Origin of the sequence: Granulicella sp. L46 (assembly GCF_009765785.1) — a bacterium.
Taxonomy (GTDB): domain Bacteria; phylum Acidobacteriota; class Terriglobia; order Terriglobales; family Acidobacteriaceae; genus Granulicella.
In genome coordinates this window covers 632,334-649,221 of sequence record NZ_LMUT01000025.1, presented here as the reverse complement: position 1 = coordinate 649,221, position 16,888 = coordinate 632,334, and the positions used below count along the sequence as shown (strand labels likewise).

Genomic DNA, 16,888 nt, shown 5'->3' with positions numbered 1-16,888 from the left:
TGGAATGGCGAGGCTGGCGAGTTTCCATTCAGTTAGAGCATAGTTTTCTCGCGGAGGTGAGGGGTCCTGCTCCGAACGCGTCAGGCGTAGCTGGAAACACTGCGGGCGTTCTTGCTGCCACGCTCTTCGGAGATCCGCTGCACATATCCGCTTTCGGCCAGAGCTTTCAACGGGTCTGCGGGCAGACCTCTCGCCTCGCGCCAATCCCTCACGATGGGACGGACGTCCTGCCAGAACGCACTGCGGAAACACTCCTCCGCTTCGACCAGACGGCATTGCTGCTGTAGCTCTGCGAGCGTTACGCGATCGACCAGCGCGGCCTTCGCATACAATTCCTGCGCAGTGACGACCGACTGAATCATCGCCTCGACTTTGCCTTTGAGGTTGTGGCTCTGGTCGATCATGAAGGCAATTCCTGCCTGCTCGTCTTTTCCTGCGCTGAGGATTTCGTGGAAGATGCGGAAGACCTGATAGGGATCGATCGAGCCCAGGGTGAGATCGTCATCCGCGTATTTTCGGTCGTTGAAGTGGAAGCCGCCGAGAGCTCCGAGATGAAGCAGCCAGGCAACAATCTGCTCGATGTTGGTGCCTTGGTAGTGATGCCCGGTATCCACCAGCACCTTGGCCTTGGGGCCGGCATGACGAGAGAGCTCGAGGGCCATTCCCCAGTCAGCTATGTCGGTGTGGTAAAAAGCAGGCTCGAAGGGTTTGTACTCCACCAGCATGCGCTGGTCGGGAGCGAGGGCGGCATGGGTTGCGCCGAGCACCTCTTCCATCCAGCCAATCCGGTTGCGAATGCTTTGGGTACCTGGATAGTTCGATCCGTCCGCAATCCAGAGTGAAACATCCTTCGAGCCCAGCTGCTTTCCAATTTCTACGGAGTCGAGCAAATGGTCCAGTGCGATCGCGCGAATCTCCGGATTGGGATTCGCAATCGAGCCATACTTATATTCCGCATCCTGAAACAGATTTGGATTGATAGAACCCGACTTCACACCAAACTTCTTCTCCAATGCCTGGACGGCCGGAACGTCCGCTACCCCTTTGGGAAGATCCCACAGAACGTGAAGCGCTACGGTTGGGCTGGCGCCGGTCAGGGCGTTCACCTGGGCGGCATCCGCGAACTTCTCGTCGATGGTGGTCGCTGCGCCACTCTGCAAAAACTTCCCAAACCGCGTTCCAGTATTTGCAAAACCCCACGAAGGAACCTCAATCTGAAAACCATCCAGAGCTGTCCACACCCGTTCCGCATCGCGCACCATATTTGCAGACATCGATAGAGTCCTCATAGCAACTAAGGTTTTTACTATATAGATATTTACTCTCTATTGGAATAGCGACAAAAAATCACGCATTTTTGGGAGTCAATATAGGGGCATTTGTTTGCAATGTCACACAATGAGAATGACATCCAGGAAGCGCGGGCCGTGAACACCTTTGATGCGGGTCATTTCAATATCTGCTGTAGCCGAGGGCCCGGAGACGAAGGTCGTGGACAAGGTTGCGGTTGCCTGGATTCTGGCTATCGCCTCAGGCACTGTCTCGACGACGTCGTACGCGCTGACGAGACAGAGGTGATAATCAGGGACCAAAGTTGCCGCCCGTCTTCCCTGCCCGAGAACATTCTGGAGTACGACGGTTCCGGTCTCAGCGATGGCAACTGTGGAACCTGTGATCACGCCGTCAACTTGATCCAGTTCGGCGGGCGTCATGCACTCGTCCATAACGAAAGTAAGGCTGGGAGGAAGCCACGCTGCGGGAAATCCAGCCGGCATGACGAGCCTGTGCTTACCACGCGCAGCGAGCGTCTCGGCTACACAACGGCGGACGTCGGCGGGGGTCGAGCGAATGACGTGCGCGTCGTAATCCCGCAGGCGATCTTCGAGTAGGATGAGGACGCCCTGGCGCGTTTGGGTAGCGCTGCGCTTATAGCCTCGAGCCAAGGAAGACCATCCGCTCTGTGCGGTCGCGGCGTTCGATGTTCCTCCGTTGGCCACGCGAATTCGATGCAAGATTTGATCTCTTGCGGATAGGGGCTTGTCAGTTGTCATGACCGCTCCTCTTCTCCCACCAATCGCGAAACGTCTCTTTGGGCATCTCCCGGAGGTCGCGGGTCTGCGACCAGCCGCCGAGCATCCCTGGTAGCCAGCTTATCCATCCGAGGCCATGTTCATCTTTGCGCACGAGGGGAGTTTCGGCGATGCGACCGAGACGCTGTGCCGCTCTGAAACGGCGTTCGCTGCGGAAGATCGCGGCCATGGCTTTCATTGCCGCAGCCTCGACGTCAAACAGGCCCGCGATGCCAGAGGTGTTCTGCAACACGACCTTGTTGCGCAGATGGATGAGAACCTCTGGAATATTGATCTTTACCGGGCAGACTTCATAACAGGCTCCGCAGAGCGAAGAGGCGTAGGGCAAGGATTGGGCGTGATGCATCTCCTGTAATTGCGGCGTGAGGATGGCTCCGATAGGACCCGCATAGACCGAGCCGTAGGCGTGGCCCCCGGTCTGGCGATAGACCGGGCAGGCATTCTGGCAGGCTCCGCAGCGAATGCAGTTCAGGGTCTGGCGGGCCTCTTCGTCGGCCAGAATTTCTGTTCGAGCGTTGTCCATGAGCACGATGTGGAATACCCGCGGGCCATCGGCGGGATCCACTCCGGTCCAGATGGAATTGTAGGGATTCATTCGCTCTCCGGTAGCGGAGCGCGGCAGAAGCTGCAGCGTGACTTCAAGATCCTGATAGCGCGGAAGCACCTTATCGATGCCAGCGATGGTGATGAGAGTTTCGGGGAGGGTGAGGCACATGCGGCCGTTGCCCTCGCTCTCGACGACGCAGACACCCCCAGTCTCGGCGATGAGGAAATTCGCTCCACTTACTCCCGTTTTGACGCGGAGAAACTTTTCGCGCAAGAACAGGCGCGCTGCATCCGCGAGGTCCTGGGGCTGGTCGCCCAGGTTGGGGAGATGCATGGTCCGCTGGAAGATCTCGCGAATCTGCTGACGATTTTTATGTAGCGCCGGAACCACAATATGCGAGGGCTGATCCTGGCCGAGCTGAATGATCAACTCGGCGAGATCCGTTTCATAGGGCTGAATCCCTGCTGCCTCGAGGGCTGCATTCAACTGAATTTCTTCAGTGGTCATCGACTTGATCTTGATGACCTCATCCGAGCCGCTCGCCTTCACCAGGCTGACAACGATGCGGCGAGCCTCGGCAGCGTCACGGGCCCAGTGCACCACGCCACCGGCTCGTGTGCAGTTCGCCTCGAACTGTTCGAGATAGAAGTCGAGATGCCGCATGGTGTGTTCGCGAATCTGTTTACCGGCCTCGCGCAAGGCCTGCCAGTCCGGCATCTCGTCTACGACGCGAGCACGCTTGGCCTGAATGACATCGGTCGCATGACGCACGTTGCTGCGTAACTGCGAGTCTCCCATCGCGGCTTTCGCGGCCATGGGAAAAGCAGGGGCGGTCTTCGGATCGAGCGGACCTGCGCTCACGCTTGCACCTCTTCTTCCCCAGCGAGAATGTCGGCCAGGTGCAGAGTTCTTACGCCGGTGTGCTGGCGGTGGAGCGCTCCCTGAATATGCATGAGACAGCTGTTGTCACACGCTGTGCAGGCGTCAGCCCCGGTATCGAGTACGGCGGAGATCTTCTCTTCCAGCATGGCACTGGAAACTGCGGCATTCTTGACGGCGAAGGTTCCTCCGAAGCCACAGCACTGCTCGACGCGGTCGAGTGCAACCAAGTCAATTCCGCGGACGGCCTTCAAGAGACGAAGCGGGCCGTCGCCGAGAGACAGACTTCGGAGCCCATGACAGCTGGCGTGGTAGGTGACGCGATGAGGGTAGTACGCACCGACGTCCTCGAGGCCGAGGCGCTTGGTCAAGAATTCGGAGAATTCAAACACTTTGGGCAGAAGGGCTGCGACGTCCGCGGTGAGCCGTACATCATCAATCTCTGCAGCCATCTTCGGATAGTGATCACGCATCATGGCCACGCAGGAAGATGAGGGAATGACGACGACCTCGGCTGCTCTGAACTGGTCGACGAAGCGCTGGAGTAAAGGCAGAGCTTCAGCCTGATAGCCGGTATTCCAATGCATTTGCCCGCAACAGGTTTGGCCGCGAGGAAAATCCACGGTATGACCGAGTCGCTCGAGAACGCGAACCACGGATTTCCCTGTGGAAGGAAATAGAGTGTCGTTGTAACAGGTGATGAACAACGAAACTCGCATCACGGCCTCCGCAGTATGGATCGTTCGACAGGATAATTCAATAGAGAGTATATTTTCCCTACGCAATTCCGAGTTGTCCTTCATCGTACGCCAAGAATTTATCCTGCAACCATCATGAGGCAAGAGTGGGACCTAATCCGTTTGTCGGCGTGATTTATCACTGGATCGGTGGTTTCGCCTCCGCCACGAATTTCATACCCTTTCGCGGTATCAAACGCTGGTCGTGGGAAATTTACTGGCTGATCCAGGGATTCGCTGCGTGGATAGTCGCGCCGGTGGTACTGGCGACCATCTTCGTGCCCAACGTAGCAGGCATCCTGCGCGCTGCGCCTTCTTCGAGCATTTACTATGCGCTGCTGTGGGGTGCGCTTTGGGGTATCGGAGGCCTGACCTTCGGGCTGGCGATTCGGTACCTGGGCATCGCGCTGGGGTATGCGATTGCGCTGGGACTTTGCACGGCGTTTGGGACGCTGATCCCTCCGATTTACGACGGATCGATCCATACGATCCTGCATGAGACTTCGGGTCAGATTATTCTTGCGGGCGTGGCATTGTGTTTGGTGGCGGTGGCGGTCAATGGGGCAGCGGGCCTCTCGAAGGAACGAGAGATTACGCCGGAAGAGAAGATCGAGGCGGGGGAGTCAGACTTCTCATTCAGCAAAGGGATTGCGGTCGCAATCTTTGCCGGCATTATGAGCAGCTTTTTTGCATTCGGGCTTACTGCGGGAGCTCCGATCGGCAAGATTGCCAAAGCTCAGCTGATTGCGAGTCATCGCCTCGACCTGTGGCAGAATCTGCCGATCCTGATCGTCGTGTTGTGGGGAGGGTTCGCGACGAATTTTATCTGGTCGGTGATTCTGATTGTGAAGAACCAATCGATTCGGCAGTTCGTTGGAGAGGCTGGGCATAACCCGATGCGCGCTGGCCACGGATCGGGAGACACGCTTGTGGATTTCGACCCACGCGATGCTTCGACGAAGGGGCACATTGCACCGAGAGCGCTCGTCGCCAACTATCTGTTCGCTGCGATGGCTGGCGTGATCTGGTATTTTCAGTTCTTCTTTTACTCGATGGGTCAGACGAAGATGGGCAAGTATGACTTCTCGAGCTGGACGCTGCACATGGCGAGCATCATCATCTTCGCGACGCTTTGGGGCCTGGCGCTGAAGGAGTGGAGAGGGACGAGCCGGCGGACAAAGACACTCGTAGCCCTCGGGTTGTTTCTGCTGGTCGGCTCCACGGTGGTGGTGGGGTATGGAAATTATCTAAAAGCCACGCAGCCCGTGCCAGCGCAAAGCGCGAGCTACAAAGCTGGGTGAGCCTGGCTGCTCGTGCTGAAGCTTCCCGGTCACTGCGCGTTGCTGGTGATGAGTTCTACCTTGCCCAATAGGCCGGAGGGGAGGGGCAGCAGATTATCCATATCCTGCGGCGTGAAGCGAGGCCCATAACGTTCCCAGAGAAGTCGGTAGTCGGGCATGGATTGGCCTGCAAGGAGATTGATCGCCGTATTGGCCACCCGCACCTCGAGATCGTTGTTGCCGGGTTTGACGAGTGACGTTATATCCAATTCATAGGGCGGATGCCAGAGTGATCCTGCGCGTTTGCCGTTGACGTAAATCACAGCCGCCTCGCGGATGGGGGGATCGAAACGTGCCTGCATGCCGGGGTGATCGTGACTTTCTGGCAGCTCGGGAAGTGGCTTACCGATTCCGAAGTTCAGCACTACGCGGGTGTCATGAAATTCATCGATAGTGAGATTAAATGTCTTGCGGTACGTCGCGATACCCGAGTAGTAGAGGGTGTTCGGTGCATCGGTCCAAGAGACCAGTGAAGACATGTTCTGATCTGGAATGTTGCCGTCGAAGTGTATCAACCACGCGCCGGTGAGTTCGGCTACGTGGCTGGTGGTGTGGAGTTCACTTGCAGAATCATTCGTGCGGCCGAAGGTCGGGCCGTCATGGAGTAGGAGGATGCGCGATTCGTATGGAGCAAGCTTCAATTGAATCTCGGGCCCATCCATGCGTGCTGCTTGGACTTCTCCTGTGTCCGCGTCGAGCCATTCACCCGCAAGGTGGGCGCTGTGGAAGCGGACGCGGGTGTCGATGGGTTGATTGCCGGTATTCGCAATAAAGTAAATGTCGCTCGCGGAGAGCCTGCGATGGATGAAGCCTACCTCGGGTGCGGGCGTAGCCAGATGCATATCCTCTGGAAGCATGGCTCCGAGTGCCTGCTGAAGCTGGGATGCATCTTTGATGCTACGCAGATTGGCGTTTGAGCCAGCGGAGCCGAAGAAAGTTTGTACATTTGATGCGAGACGGCTCGAGGCCTGCGCATCGAGCTGTAGTCCGGGGATATGTGAAGGAAGACGTCCAAGGGCGATGACCTTGCCGCCAAGCTGCACGTACTTCTGAATCTGTAGGAGGGTCGAGGGAGAGAGGCGGTCTACGTCAGGCAGGATCAGCAAAGGGTAGTGAATGCCACGAGCAGCGATTGCCGCACTATCGATGTAGTCAAAGTTATAGCCGCCATCTTCAATAGCCTGTGTGAGCGCGGGCGTGATCCACCGGGGCATCAGGTCAGACAGCGAAACTTTACCGGGCGTGAAGGCCGCGTACGCATCCTCTTCCGGAAGATAAATGGCAATGTCATTGGCCGGATCGCCCTGGCGCAGTATCCAGCTGACACGCTGGAGATAGCTGGCGATATCCGGCATGACCAGCCACCAGGGATTGTGGGCGTTGAAGACGGCAGCCGCGTAGAAACGCCAGCCTGGTTCGGCGACGGACGGCGGCGAGTAGGGCCAGCCATGCCCCACCAACTGATTCACTCCCTGGAGAAAGAAGCGGTCGGCCTCGGCTTTCATATCAAGGGGCGTAGCGCGGAAGGCTGGTGAATGAAGCCACGTCCAGGTCTCCGCTGAGGTGATGGGACGCCCGTACACGTGGCTGGCCGACGTCGCCCAGCGGGTGTAGGAGAACTGTCGCCAATTTGGGCCCTCGCCCTCCGGAAGATCCACCAGCGCGTTGCTTGAGAGCGAGACTGCCGGCTCACCGTAGCTCTGCGAGCGGAAGAGCGTGTGATGCGCCGCGGCCCAGGCGTTGATTGGCTTGAGATAATTTTCGTCAACCAACTCGGTTAGAGTCTGGCCCCAATCATGGCGTACGGCCAGGGCCTCTTCGGTTGGGTTGTCGGAAAACAATTCGGGTAGGTGGGGGAGCAGATCATATCCGCGACGCTGCCTAAATTGCCCTAACAAACCGGCCGTCCAATCCGCGCCATAGACCTCCAGTGAATCACTGAAGACGGAATATGGCGGCTGGTCCCCGAAAGCCGCAATCAACTTGTCCGCGACGTTGTTAAGGTGATGATCGACTGCCTCGCGCGAGAAGTGGTCCAACACGAAACCATCGGCATCAACCGCCGCCCGTTTTACCTGCTGACCTGTCCGGGTGGAGATAAACCACAGCAAGGTCTGCTCACCGCTAGCAGCGTCAGGAGGGATGGACAAACGCAACTGGCCGTTGGCGGGAAGCGGCAGCATGACGGGAGCCTGGGTTGCATGGCCGGAAGTCCAGCCTGCGTCGGCAAGGAAGACTGCGATGAGCGATTCACCATTGCCGATGGGCGGTACGGGAAGGGAGCGGATGCCTTTGGCGACTGGCGTCTGGGTCATCTGAAGCTTCGTGGCCGCGTCCGTAATTGGCGTGTGGGGACCGCCGTAGGGCCAACCACTGGATAGGGTAAGGCTGGCTCGCATTCCGAGCCGGTGCGCGACGTGGTTGGCATAGCGCACGTTATCGAGGAACTCATCGGAGAGATAGGGAAGGTTGCGAAAGCCGCTCTTCGGATCATCGAGAGCGAGCGCATAGACCGGCTGAATTTCAAAGCCACCAAAACCGCCGTCTTTCATCTGCTCTATCTCGCGACCGAGTTCTGGCTTGGTGACCGCCGGACCGAACCACCACCAGCGCATCATGACTCGCGCATCGTCAGGAGGGAGCGCGAAGGTCTTTTCCAGACGCTGAACCTCCGTCTGCGCTTGCACAGAGGCGGCACAACTGAACACCGCGGCTAGCCATAGAGCGGAGATAGAGATTCTGTTCAAGCAGATTATCCTCCAGGTATCCCGTCACGGTAGCCGCGCCTGGCACGCTCGGCGACTTGACTCTTTCAACAGACACGAATGCAGTTGAGCCGAAGCAGGCGTGCCAACTTGTCGATCTGGCTGGCGACGTGGCCGGTGCCGATGGCGCAATGATGGGCCGGGCCATGGGAGTTCCATTGCTCAATGAAGCCGCGCGCGCCGAGTGCAAATTGATACCGACTGTTGGTGTTGCCGATCTCGAGAATCGCTCCAGGGACGCTTTTTCCTTCGGCGACCAACAACATAAAGCCGTGCCGCTTGTCTTCGACGACCGAGAGTAACGTGACAGGGCCTTGCTTCACGGACATCTCGACGGAGAGCCCCTTGCCGACCTTGCCGTGATAGACCTTCATCGGCCTCACCTTGATTTTGTCCTGCGCGATTCCTATATGACAGGGGCCGTCGTGGCCCATGAGAACACAATCGGCGGAGTAATCCATGGCGTAGTACTCGGTAAAGGAACCACCGACGCCGAGTAGATCGAGGATCTTCATGGCGATGACGTTCTTGATCTCATATTCGCCGGCTACCGGAATTCCCCGCCCCGTCAGCATCGAAGCGCCGAGAATCATGGAACTCATGGTCGATTCGTTTTCGGGAATCCCCGTTCCTTTGTAGTAGTAGGCGAGCAAATCGAGATCGTTGACGGAAACACACTGATCGAGTGCGGCGGCCGTAACAGCGGCGCGATTCAACTCTGCTTCGGAACATTCGCCGCCGAGGTCAAAGAAGTCGGTGAACTCTCTCAACTTTTCCCTGGCGGAATCGCCTGTGACCTCGCGACGCAAGCTGCTGAGTTCGTCCACTTCGATGATCTCGATGTGAAGGCCAAAGCGACCGCTCACCTGAGTGAGATCCGTCGCAACGTCCAGCATCCCGCTGTAGTAGTGGCCCATGAGACCGAGGCGAGCATGAGCCAGATCATGCGCGACCGCAGCCGCACGAAGCCACTCTTCAATGTCGTTCCAACAGACGGGGTCCTCGTGAAGGATTCCAGTTACCTGGTGGAAGGGAATATCCAAACGATGAAAGACATTGGCGATTTCGGGAATGGGGCATGCACTGCAATAAGCGAGCCACTCGCCGGTCATCTCCGTGCTACTACCTAATCGGTTGAAGCTTTCGTAATCAATGGCAGCAGCGGGCTGGAGATTTAGAAGAAGGACGGGCACACCTGCACGCGAGGCCAAAGGGAGGACAGTGGACGAGAGAGCGTAGGTGGTGACGTAGACGATGAGGATGTCGATATCATTGCGACGAAAGAAGTGTGCGGCGTCGATGGCTTTCCGGGGTGTATCGACGAGCCCAACATTGCAGATAATGCGTTCTGGAGACTCAATCTTTCGCTCGACTTCGGAAAGATAGCCGAGCAGCCGTTCTTGCAGTCCCTCGAACTGGGTCCAATAGGTATCAAGGCCTACTCCGGCAAGGCCAACGCGGAGATGTTTGTAGTTGGAATTCACTCGAGTATGCCTTTATCAGATGGGCTTGAGCTGCTTGGAGAACGGTTGCCGGGCATAAAGAAGACTTCCTGCATCCTGGCGACGGGCTCATTCGCAGCGAGATCCGGCACGGGTTCAAAGAGCGGAGCCATCTCACGCTGCCATCGTTCGTTTACATCACTGGCCGCGAGATGTTTAAGAAGTTGATCGAAGTCTGGTACGTGCAGATAGAGAAAGAGTTGTTGTCCACGGCGAAAGATGGAGTAGTCGCTGACCTCAAAGCGCTCCAGTTCCTGCAAGAGCTCAGGCCACACGTGTCGATGGGCTTCTTCATACTCTTCCTCTTTACCCGGTCTAATTCGAAGCTGAAAGGCAACTCTCTGCAAGGTGAATCCCCTAGGATAGAAAGTTTATTTCAATTGCACGACTGCTACTTCGAAGGGTTCGAGCAAGAGAGTTCGCCCAGTCAAAGTGCTGGTTGCAGCAGCATGATTGTCCGTTGACGGAGCGACATAGGATAGTAAGGCGCCGTCAGCATCCGCTGGCAGCGTGACATGCTGCGCGACGTTGCGCTTATTGATGATGAGCAATACCTTCCCGCGTTTGGTGCGGAACGCCTGGGCGTAGAGTCTGGGGTTTTCAACCGTCGTCTGCAACAACTGATCTCCAGGGCTGAAGCTGCGCTTAAGTAAATCGAGGGTCCAGAAGCGGGCATTGGGTTGAGCGGTGTCATAGTCCATCATGGTGACGCTGGGAAACTGAGAGGGATACCCGACGAGTTGAGACTCACCAAGGACGTCGATGCCCTGCTTCGCCGCCTCAGCATAGAGATAAGCGTACAACGCCCCAGCAAGGTTCCAGTAGGCCGCGGGTGGAGGCTTGGCAACATAGCCGGGGTTCCGAATTTCCTTTTCGTCTTCGGGAAGAATTACACCTAATTCATCGAGGTCGGTTTTGGTGGAGGGTGAATATTTGTTGCGAATTTGCTCGACATAGCGAACGGTGTTGAGAAATCCGTCGGCCTGATCAAAGAAGGTGTATTGCCAGCTGTCGATTGTTTGGTCAGGGGTCGGATGAGCGTAGAAGTGATAGGAGATGAAGTCAAGCGGGATACCAGGCTGGTGGTTAGCCGGGTTGAGGAAGTACTCGAACATTTCAGGATGCTGACTGGGCTGTGCGAGCGCGAGTCCGATGAACTTAATCTGGGGATCTACTTTGCGCATGGCAACCGTGACGGCATCGTAGAACTTCGTGTATTGCTCTGGAGTCCATTTATGCTCGAATTCAATTTCATTGAGCACCTCCCAGTAGGGAATTTTATAGTGATGCCCGGAGTTCCAACGCTTACCATTTTCGTCGGTGAATCCTCCCTTGGTGTACCAGGAGAGCAGGCGCGCGAGGTAGTCGGCTGCTTCCTTCATGGAAGGATCACGCAGCTCAGTTCCCTGCGTGTAGTTCCAGAAGACTTGATTTGGGTCGTCGGGATAGATGACCGGTTTGTCGGTCTTGAACATCCAGGCAGGTAGGGTGCTGAAGTTGAGAATGACGGAGTGGCCTTCGGTGGCCTTCATAAAGTCGTCGAGGGTTGGATCGATGTGGGAGAAATCCCAGGAAGTGTTGCCGTTGGCCGGTGGAGCGAGTTCGGCAACCGCCTGGCGGGGATAGGGCAACCAGGGAACATAGCGCACGTAGTCTGCACCGAGGGCATGCAGCGCAGCGAAGGACGAATCGTGTAATTTGGCCCCGCGCAAGAGCTGGGGATTGACTACGACCTGAAGTGTTGGCGTGGACTTTGAGACGGTCACGGTCTGGGTCCAGTCAATCTTGATTTCGTTGGGGTCTGGGGCCTGCTGCGCCTGAAGGATGGGGCCGCAGAGCAGCCCGGTGACGGTCGCAACGAAGATGCAGGTCGTGGAACTTTTCATGGTCGTCCTTTCAAAGTGTTTCGACGCTTAGGGATGGAACCAGAATCGAGCGTCGGTTGCGTGACATCTCTAACTGCCAATCTTCAATCTCGGAGCTTTGGGCAACGTCGCGAAGGCGCAGACGCTGAGACCTTCGGTGATGCATCCAAACACGGTTCACGTCCAGGCCAACCTCCGGAGTATGCGTGCGGTCGCACGCTCGAGCGAACTTTCTACCTCCGGCACGCTATGGCTGCGCTGTTATAGATGAGATCTGGACAGGCCCGAGCAAACCCGATGGCAGCAAGGGAGAATCCGCACTGTAGGGTTTGACATCGGTCGACGTATATTTTGTGGTGGCGTCCGGTTGTTGGTCGCCGATCAACCGGTTCACCCAAGCGTTAGTTACTTTGATCGTGACCTCGTTGTCTCCGGGCTTCAGTGCACCGGTTGCATCGACGCGGTAGGGGGCATGCCAAACGGTGCCGAGATTCTTGCCGTTTACCGTAACATCGGCAAGATTCTTCACCGAGCCAAGATCAATCCAGAGTTGAGCATTCTTCTTGAACAGGCTTTCGGGGACGTGAACTGTCTTGGTGTAGGTTCCGCTGCCGGAGAAATATTTCACGCCAGCGTTGGTGCTGTCGCTCCATGAGATCAGATTGGGCAGCGTGATGGATGGGGGCGCGCCAAGATCAGGCGTGAAGCTGACGGTCCAGGGGCCGTTTACGGTGACGACTCCTGCTGAGACCGGGGCCGGTATCGTCCGCGCCGGCTGGGTTGTCGGCTTACGGAAGACGACGAATACGGTTCCCCACGGTTCCATCTGCAGAGGCAGTGTTGTGCGGCCATCCGCGATTTTGTAGGAAACAGGCTGCGTCGTACCGGTTTCGGCATACCACAGCATCGGGATCTTGCCAGTCACGCGGAAGCTTGCGTCTACTGCTTGATCATGATCGCTACGATTGTCGACGAAGTAGATGTCGCCATCCGGCAGCTTGCGATGGGCGAATAGGATCCGCGTATCTTTCTCCGGCTTGGTGTAATCGAAATCCGGAGCAACAGCTAGAGTCTGGAAAACGTCCGCCAGGTCTTGACCGGCATACACCGTGCCTTTGCCGACATGATGAACTCCCGTCCCGTCTCCAAATAGTTCTGCGTTTAGTTTTTTAAACTCGACGTGATCATCGGCGATACTTGGATCGTCAATGGGTTGCGGGCCAGCCACAACAGCACCGGCTTCCACGAGCTGGTGAATCGCGCGGAGTACCGGCAGAGACATATGTTTGCTGTAGGGATCGAGTCCGAGTACGCGATAGCTCATACCGCTTCTAGTTGTGATTCGACCATTACTGACGCTCAATTCGTGGATCAATCCATCGGCGTTGATGTAGTCGAAGCCATATCCCGCCGGTACGTTGGGAGCCTTGGTATTGAAGATGGCGGTGAGGTTTGAATCTTCACCATAGAAATAAATCAAGTCGGCATCAAATCGTCCCTGCTGCAACATATAGCTGCTACGCGCGAGATAGCTTACCCAGGAACTTGCATCTTCGGCCCAGGTTTCATTGCGATTGAACCACTGGCCGAAGGGTCCGAGGGTAAGACCTGGCTTGGTACCTTTGCCGACGAGCGGCTGATGTGCGGACTCATGAATGACGAAGCGGTTGATGCCGTTGAGCAACTCCTGATCGGCTGTGGGCTTGAGGGTTGCGGGCGACCAGCCCCAGGGTGCGGCAGCCGCTGTCATGGACTCGGCCGCGGCGATGTTCTGACCGTAAATGTGCGCGACGGATGCAGATTCGCGATCGTCGGCGTTGTAGTTATATTGAATCTCATTGACTCCCGGGACTTGTGTCCACATTGCTCCCATGGGGATGTCGTCGAGCTTTTTGACTTCCATACCGTCCGCGATGAAGGCTCGGCCGGACTCGTGGGACTCGCCATAGTGACCCATGCCGCGTTCTTTCAAAGAGGCCTGAACCTGGCCATAATGCTCGTCCGCGGTGAGATCTGCGATGGTTTTACGAAAATCCCAGAGGAAGGCGTCACTCGCCTCAGAACTTTCCACGATGTGACCGGTGAGAACCGGCATCCAAGGGGTTGGATCATAGCCGCGACGCGTCTTGAACTCGGCGATCATGTCGTCGGTCCAGTTTTGCGAGCCAGCTTCCCAGCTATCGGTGATCACATACTTGATGCCTCGCTTGCCCATGTTGTCCGCACCGACCGTATCTTTATAACTATCGAGGTATTGGCTCATATAGCTCTTCACGTAGGCGCGGTTGAGCTTATCGACTTCCAGCCCGGTAGCCTCCGCGGTTGCGGGGTGGTTGGTGATTCCAAGCAGCGAATAGCCAAAGCGAAGGATGACCCACTTCCCGGGAGGAGGGGTCCAGTCCAGCGTACCGTCGGGACGCATCTTGCTCGTCAAATCGACGACGTCACCTTTCTGGATTACGGCTTTCGGGTCAACCGGGGGAGTTGCAAATTCATACAGATCCGGGACAGGGACGAATGCTGCTTTCTCTTCAAACCTGTCCACCCTTGGACCGGGATGCAGTTCCAGTTCGGCGATTTTGTAGGCCGTAGGAGGCGGACTCATCTTAATGCCGAGGGTCTTGGGGTCCATGTTCTTCGCCCAGGCAGGGAGCGGCGGGGGAGGCGTCTTCGTGAAGACGACGCGGAAATACTTTGCGGTGACAGCAGGAAATGAGACGGTCTGCTCGGGCGCTCCGCCATTCGGAAGCTCTTTCACGGTGCGGAAGGTCTGGCCATCGTCACTAGCCTGGAGCGTCTTCTTTGGGTTCGACAAACCGGCTAACGCGGCGGTGAACCCGCGCACGTCTTTGGTAACGATGGTGATGGCTCGCATGGTCTTGGGCTGCGGAAATTCATACTGAATCCAGGCGTCTGCGCCGGCGGCGGGGATGGCGAGATCAGTTGTCTTGAGCAGATCGCCATCGGTCAGGATCGCGATATCGAGTGCGCCTCCACTTGAGGTTACCGTTGGATGGAGGGATTCGAACGGCGCGTCGATGGCTGGCCTACGATAGGCAATCACGATGGAGTCGGCATAGAACTGCGGAATTGGCTTAGTGCCGTCCGGAGCCTCCAATTCATCATGGATAGGCAGGTTTTGAAAGGCGCCCGTGTTGGCGGGGGGATGTGGCAACACAATGCTGGAGGTCTGGCCGTCCTCCACGTCCGTCTCACTCCATACATATTTTTTCATTCCCTGCGAGGCAGGAACCCAGGGGCCGCCGGTTTCGCTCCATCCCGGGGAACCGGCGATGGCCTCCTCCATTCCGAGTTGGTCGGCGATAGTTGTCGCATAGCGGAAAGCGTCCTTCCACTCCGGCGTCATGTATACGAGGCGATGCGGGACCACCTGGGGCGTTGCCAAGGCGGCATCGAACGTCTGGAAGCCGGCTAGTCCTTCCCGATGCATCCACTCCAGATCCAATTTGATTCCGGGCTCGGAGATATTGCCATTCATCCAATGCCACCAAACTCTCGGCCTTGCGGTGCTCGGCGGATTCTCAAAGCCTTGCAGCAACGGGTCCGGCTTGGTTTGTACTTGCGCTCCGATGCCCCTGCCTCCGCAGAGAAGCGAGATAGTCAGGACTGCGGTCGTATAGCGTTTCGTCATGGGAGATCCCCTTCAAACTATCTGTCGCGGCTTCGATCAGAACGCGGCCAGCAACCAGGCAGCGCAATTTTCGGCTCCAGAAACACACACTCTGATATCACACTGAGAACCAATAGAGCAAATATGTCATTAGAGACACATTCATCCAATACGCACACCCAGCAGGAGACGCACGCGCGGTGGTCCATCCGCCCGACTGCATAGCTTGACAACAGATTTAGACCGTCAGTATGCTTTTGCGTTGGATGGAAATTGTTTTTCTTTTGGAATACAAGCTTGCTGGGCGTTCATCGCCACCATTTCATGAGAGCGATGTAGAGACAACCCAAATGCCTCGGAGTGTTTCGGATCCGGGCCTCAATCCAGCATCGTGCAGATCGATTTCCAAGGCATTGGAGGCTTCGTGGAGCGGCGGGAAGTCCTGAGACTTGCAGCATCGACAGCATTCGCCTGGGCGTCACGTCCTGTTGCATCGATCCTTCCTGCATCGATCCCGATCCTCGATGCTCATATTCATTTGTTCGATACACGCCGCCCGGGTGGAGTTCCCTGGCCGGAAACGAGCGATCCCATCCTTTATAAGCCAGCGTTGCCAGAGCGCTATGCCGCGGTGGCGAAGCCTCTCGGCGTTGTTGGCGCCATCGCCATTGAAGCCAGCCCGTTACCCAGCGATAACGACTGGGTGCTTGAAGTCGCGGAAACGAATCCGATGATCGTGGGGATGGTCGGCGACCTTGTTCCGGGCTCGCCTTCTTACCTGCGTGAGCTGGAGCGACTGCGTGCCAATCCTCTGTTTTTAGGGATTCGGTATGGAAATCTTTGGAATCGAAATTTGGGATCAGATATGAAGAAGCCAGGATTCATCGCTGGCCTCAAGAGACTTGCCGAATTTGGCCTCGAATTCGATAGTGCCAACCCAAATGCGGAGTTGATCCGCGCGCTCGCCGATGTAGCGGAGCGAATTCCAGATTTAACCATAGTGATTGATCATCTGCCGTCGTCGCCAATACCGACAGCAGCGCCCGACCGGAAGGAGTATTGGTCGGTGTTGCGCCACCTGAGCGAAAATCCTCGCGTGTTCATCAAGCTGTCAGAAATTCCGGTTCGCGTCGATGGGATTGTGCCGGATGGTCAAGCTTTTTATAAGGCGAGGCTCGATGGTATATGGGATGTCTTTGGAGAAGACCACATTTTGTATGGGAGCGATTGGCCAAATAGCGATCACCTGGCGACCTATGACGAGACGCTCACGATCGTACGCGGTTATGTTGCGCCCAAAGGCCGTAGCGTCTGCGAGAAGTTTTTCTGGAAGAACTCCATTGCGGCCTACAAGTGGCATCGGCGACTGCGAAACCAACCTGCGCCGTAAACCTCCACGGCAAGGGTTGATGCTTAAGGCTAAAGTTAGCCATTCAGCAAAGACTGCTCGTTCCCCAGACTCATCCCAAAGAGTTCCGGAAACGCTCATTTGCGCAAGATAGGGGCTCAATCCTACCGATTTTCGGAAAGGC

General features: G+C 56.7%; 11 protein-coding genes. 2 read left to right on the top strand and 9 right to left on the bottom strand.

Features of this window, described 5'->3' with window-relative positions; all coding sequences use genetic code 11:
• Positions 1 to 80 precede the first annotated feature (80 nt).
• The 4 genes from GSQ80_RS22615 to GSQ80_RS22600 form a co-directional block, all read right to left on the bottom strand.
• Positions 81 to 1,274, bottom strand: coding sequence for a TIM barrel protein (locus tag GSQ80_RS22615; RefSeq protein ID WP_158789872.1), 1,194 nt, complete (start codon positions 1,272 to 1,274; stop codon positions 81 to 83).
• A gap of 117 nt (positions 1,275 to 1,391) precedes the next feature.
• Positions 1,392 to 2,051, bottom strand: a complete 660-nt coding sequence (locus GSQ80_RS22610) for a lactate utilization protein (RefSeq protein WP_158789871.1) — start codon at positions 2,049 to 2,051, stop codon at positions 1,392 to 1,394.
• On the bottom strand, positions 2,041 to 3,498 hold the full coding sequence (locus GSQ80_RS22605; protein WP_158789870.1) for a LutB/LldF family L-lactate oxidation iron-sulfur protein: 1,458 nt from the start codon (positions 3,496 to 3,498) through the stop codon (positions 2,041 to 2,043). Before GSQ80_RS22605 ends, GSQ80_RS22610 begins: the two co-directional genes overlap by 11 nt.
• Positions 3,495 to 4,235 (bottom strand): (Fe-S)-binding protein, encoded by a 741-nt coding sequence (locus tag GSQ80_RS22600; protein WP_158789975.1) that lies wholly within the window; start codon positions 4,233 to 4,235, stop codon positions 3,495 to 3,497. The genes GSQ80_RS22605 and GSQ80_RS22600 overlap by 4 nt, the downstream gene beginning before the upstream one ends.
• 125 nt (positions 4,236 to 4,360) lie before the next feature.
• Here GSQ80_RS22600 and GSQ80_RS22595 point away from each other — a divergent pair, with 125 nt between their 5' ends.
• On the top strand, positions 4,361 to 5,554 hold the full coding sequence (locus GSQ80_RS22595; RefSeq protein ID WP_158789869.1) for an L-rhamnose/proton symporter RhaT: 1,194 nt from the start codon (positions 4,361 to 4,363) through the stop codon (positions 5,552 to 5,554).
• A 29-nt stretch (positions 5,555 to 5,583) separates the two neighbouring features.
• On the opposite strand, the gene GSQ80_RS22590 is transcribed toward GSQ80_RS22595, so the two are convergent.
• The 5 genes from GSQ80_RS22590 to GSQ80_RS22570 form a co-directional block, all read right to left on the bottom strand.
• Complete coding sequence (locus tag GSQ80_RS22590) at positions 5,584 to 8,340, bottom strand: glycosyl hydrolase (RefSeq protein WP_254059875.1); 2,757 nt, start codon at positions 8,338 to 8,340, stop codon at positions 5,584 to 5,586.
• Positions 8,341 to 8,405: 65 nt separating this feature from the next.
• Positions 8,406 to 9,842 carry an arabinose isomerase gene (locus tag GSQ80_RS22585; RefSeq protein WP_158789868.1) on the bottom strand — a complete coding sequence of 479 codons (1,437 nt, stop codon included), beginning with the start codon at positions 9,840 to 9,842 and terminating at the stop codon, positions 8,406 to 8,408.
• Positions 9,839 to 10,207: an L-rhamnose mutarotase gene (locus GSQ80_RS22580; protein ID WP_158789867.1), complete on the bottom strand. Its 369-nt coding sequence runs from the start codon at positions 10,205 to 10,207 to the stop codon at positions 9,839 to 9,841. The genes GSQ80_RS22585 and GSQ80_RS22580 overlap by 4 nt, the downstream gene beginning before the upstream one ends.
• Positions 10,208 to 10,231: 24 nt before the next feature.
• Complete coding sequence (locus GSQ80_RS22575; RefSeq protein ID WP_158789866.1) at positions 10,232 to 11,746, bottom strand: glycosyl hydrolase family 39; 1,515 nt, start codon at positions 11,744 to 11,746, stop codon at positions 10,232 to 10,234.
• 226 nt (positions 11,747 to 11,972) lie between these two features.
• Positions 11,973 to 15,377, bottom strand: coding sequence for a glycosyl hydrolase (locus tag GSQ80_RS22570; RefSeq protein WP_158789865.1), 3,405 nt, complete (start codon positions 15,375 to 15,377; stop codon positions 11,973 to 11,975).
• Positions 15,378 to 15,747: 370 nt separating this feature from the next.
• Here GSQ80_RS22570 and GSQ80_RS22565 point away from each other — a divergent pair, with 370 nt between their 5' ends.
• Complete coding sequence (locus GSQ80_RS22565) at positions 15,748 to 16,746, top strand: amidohydrolase (RefSeq protein ID WP_158789864.1); 999 nt, start codon at positions 15,748 to 15,750, stop codon at positions 16,744 to 16,746.
• Positions 16,747 to 16,888 lie beyond the last annotated feature (142 nt).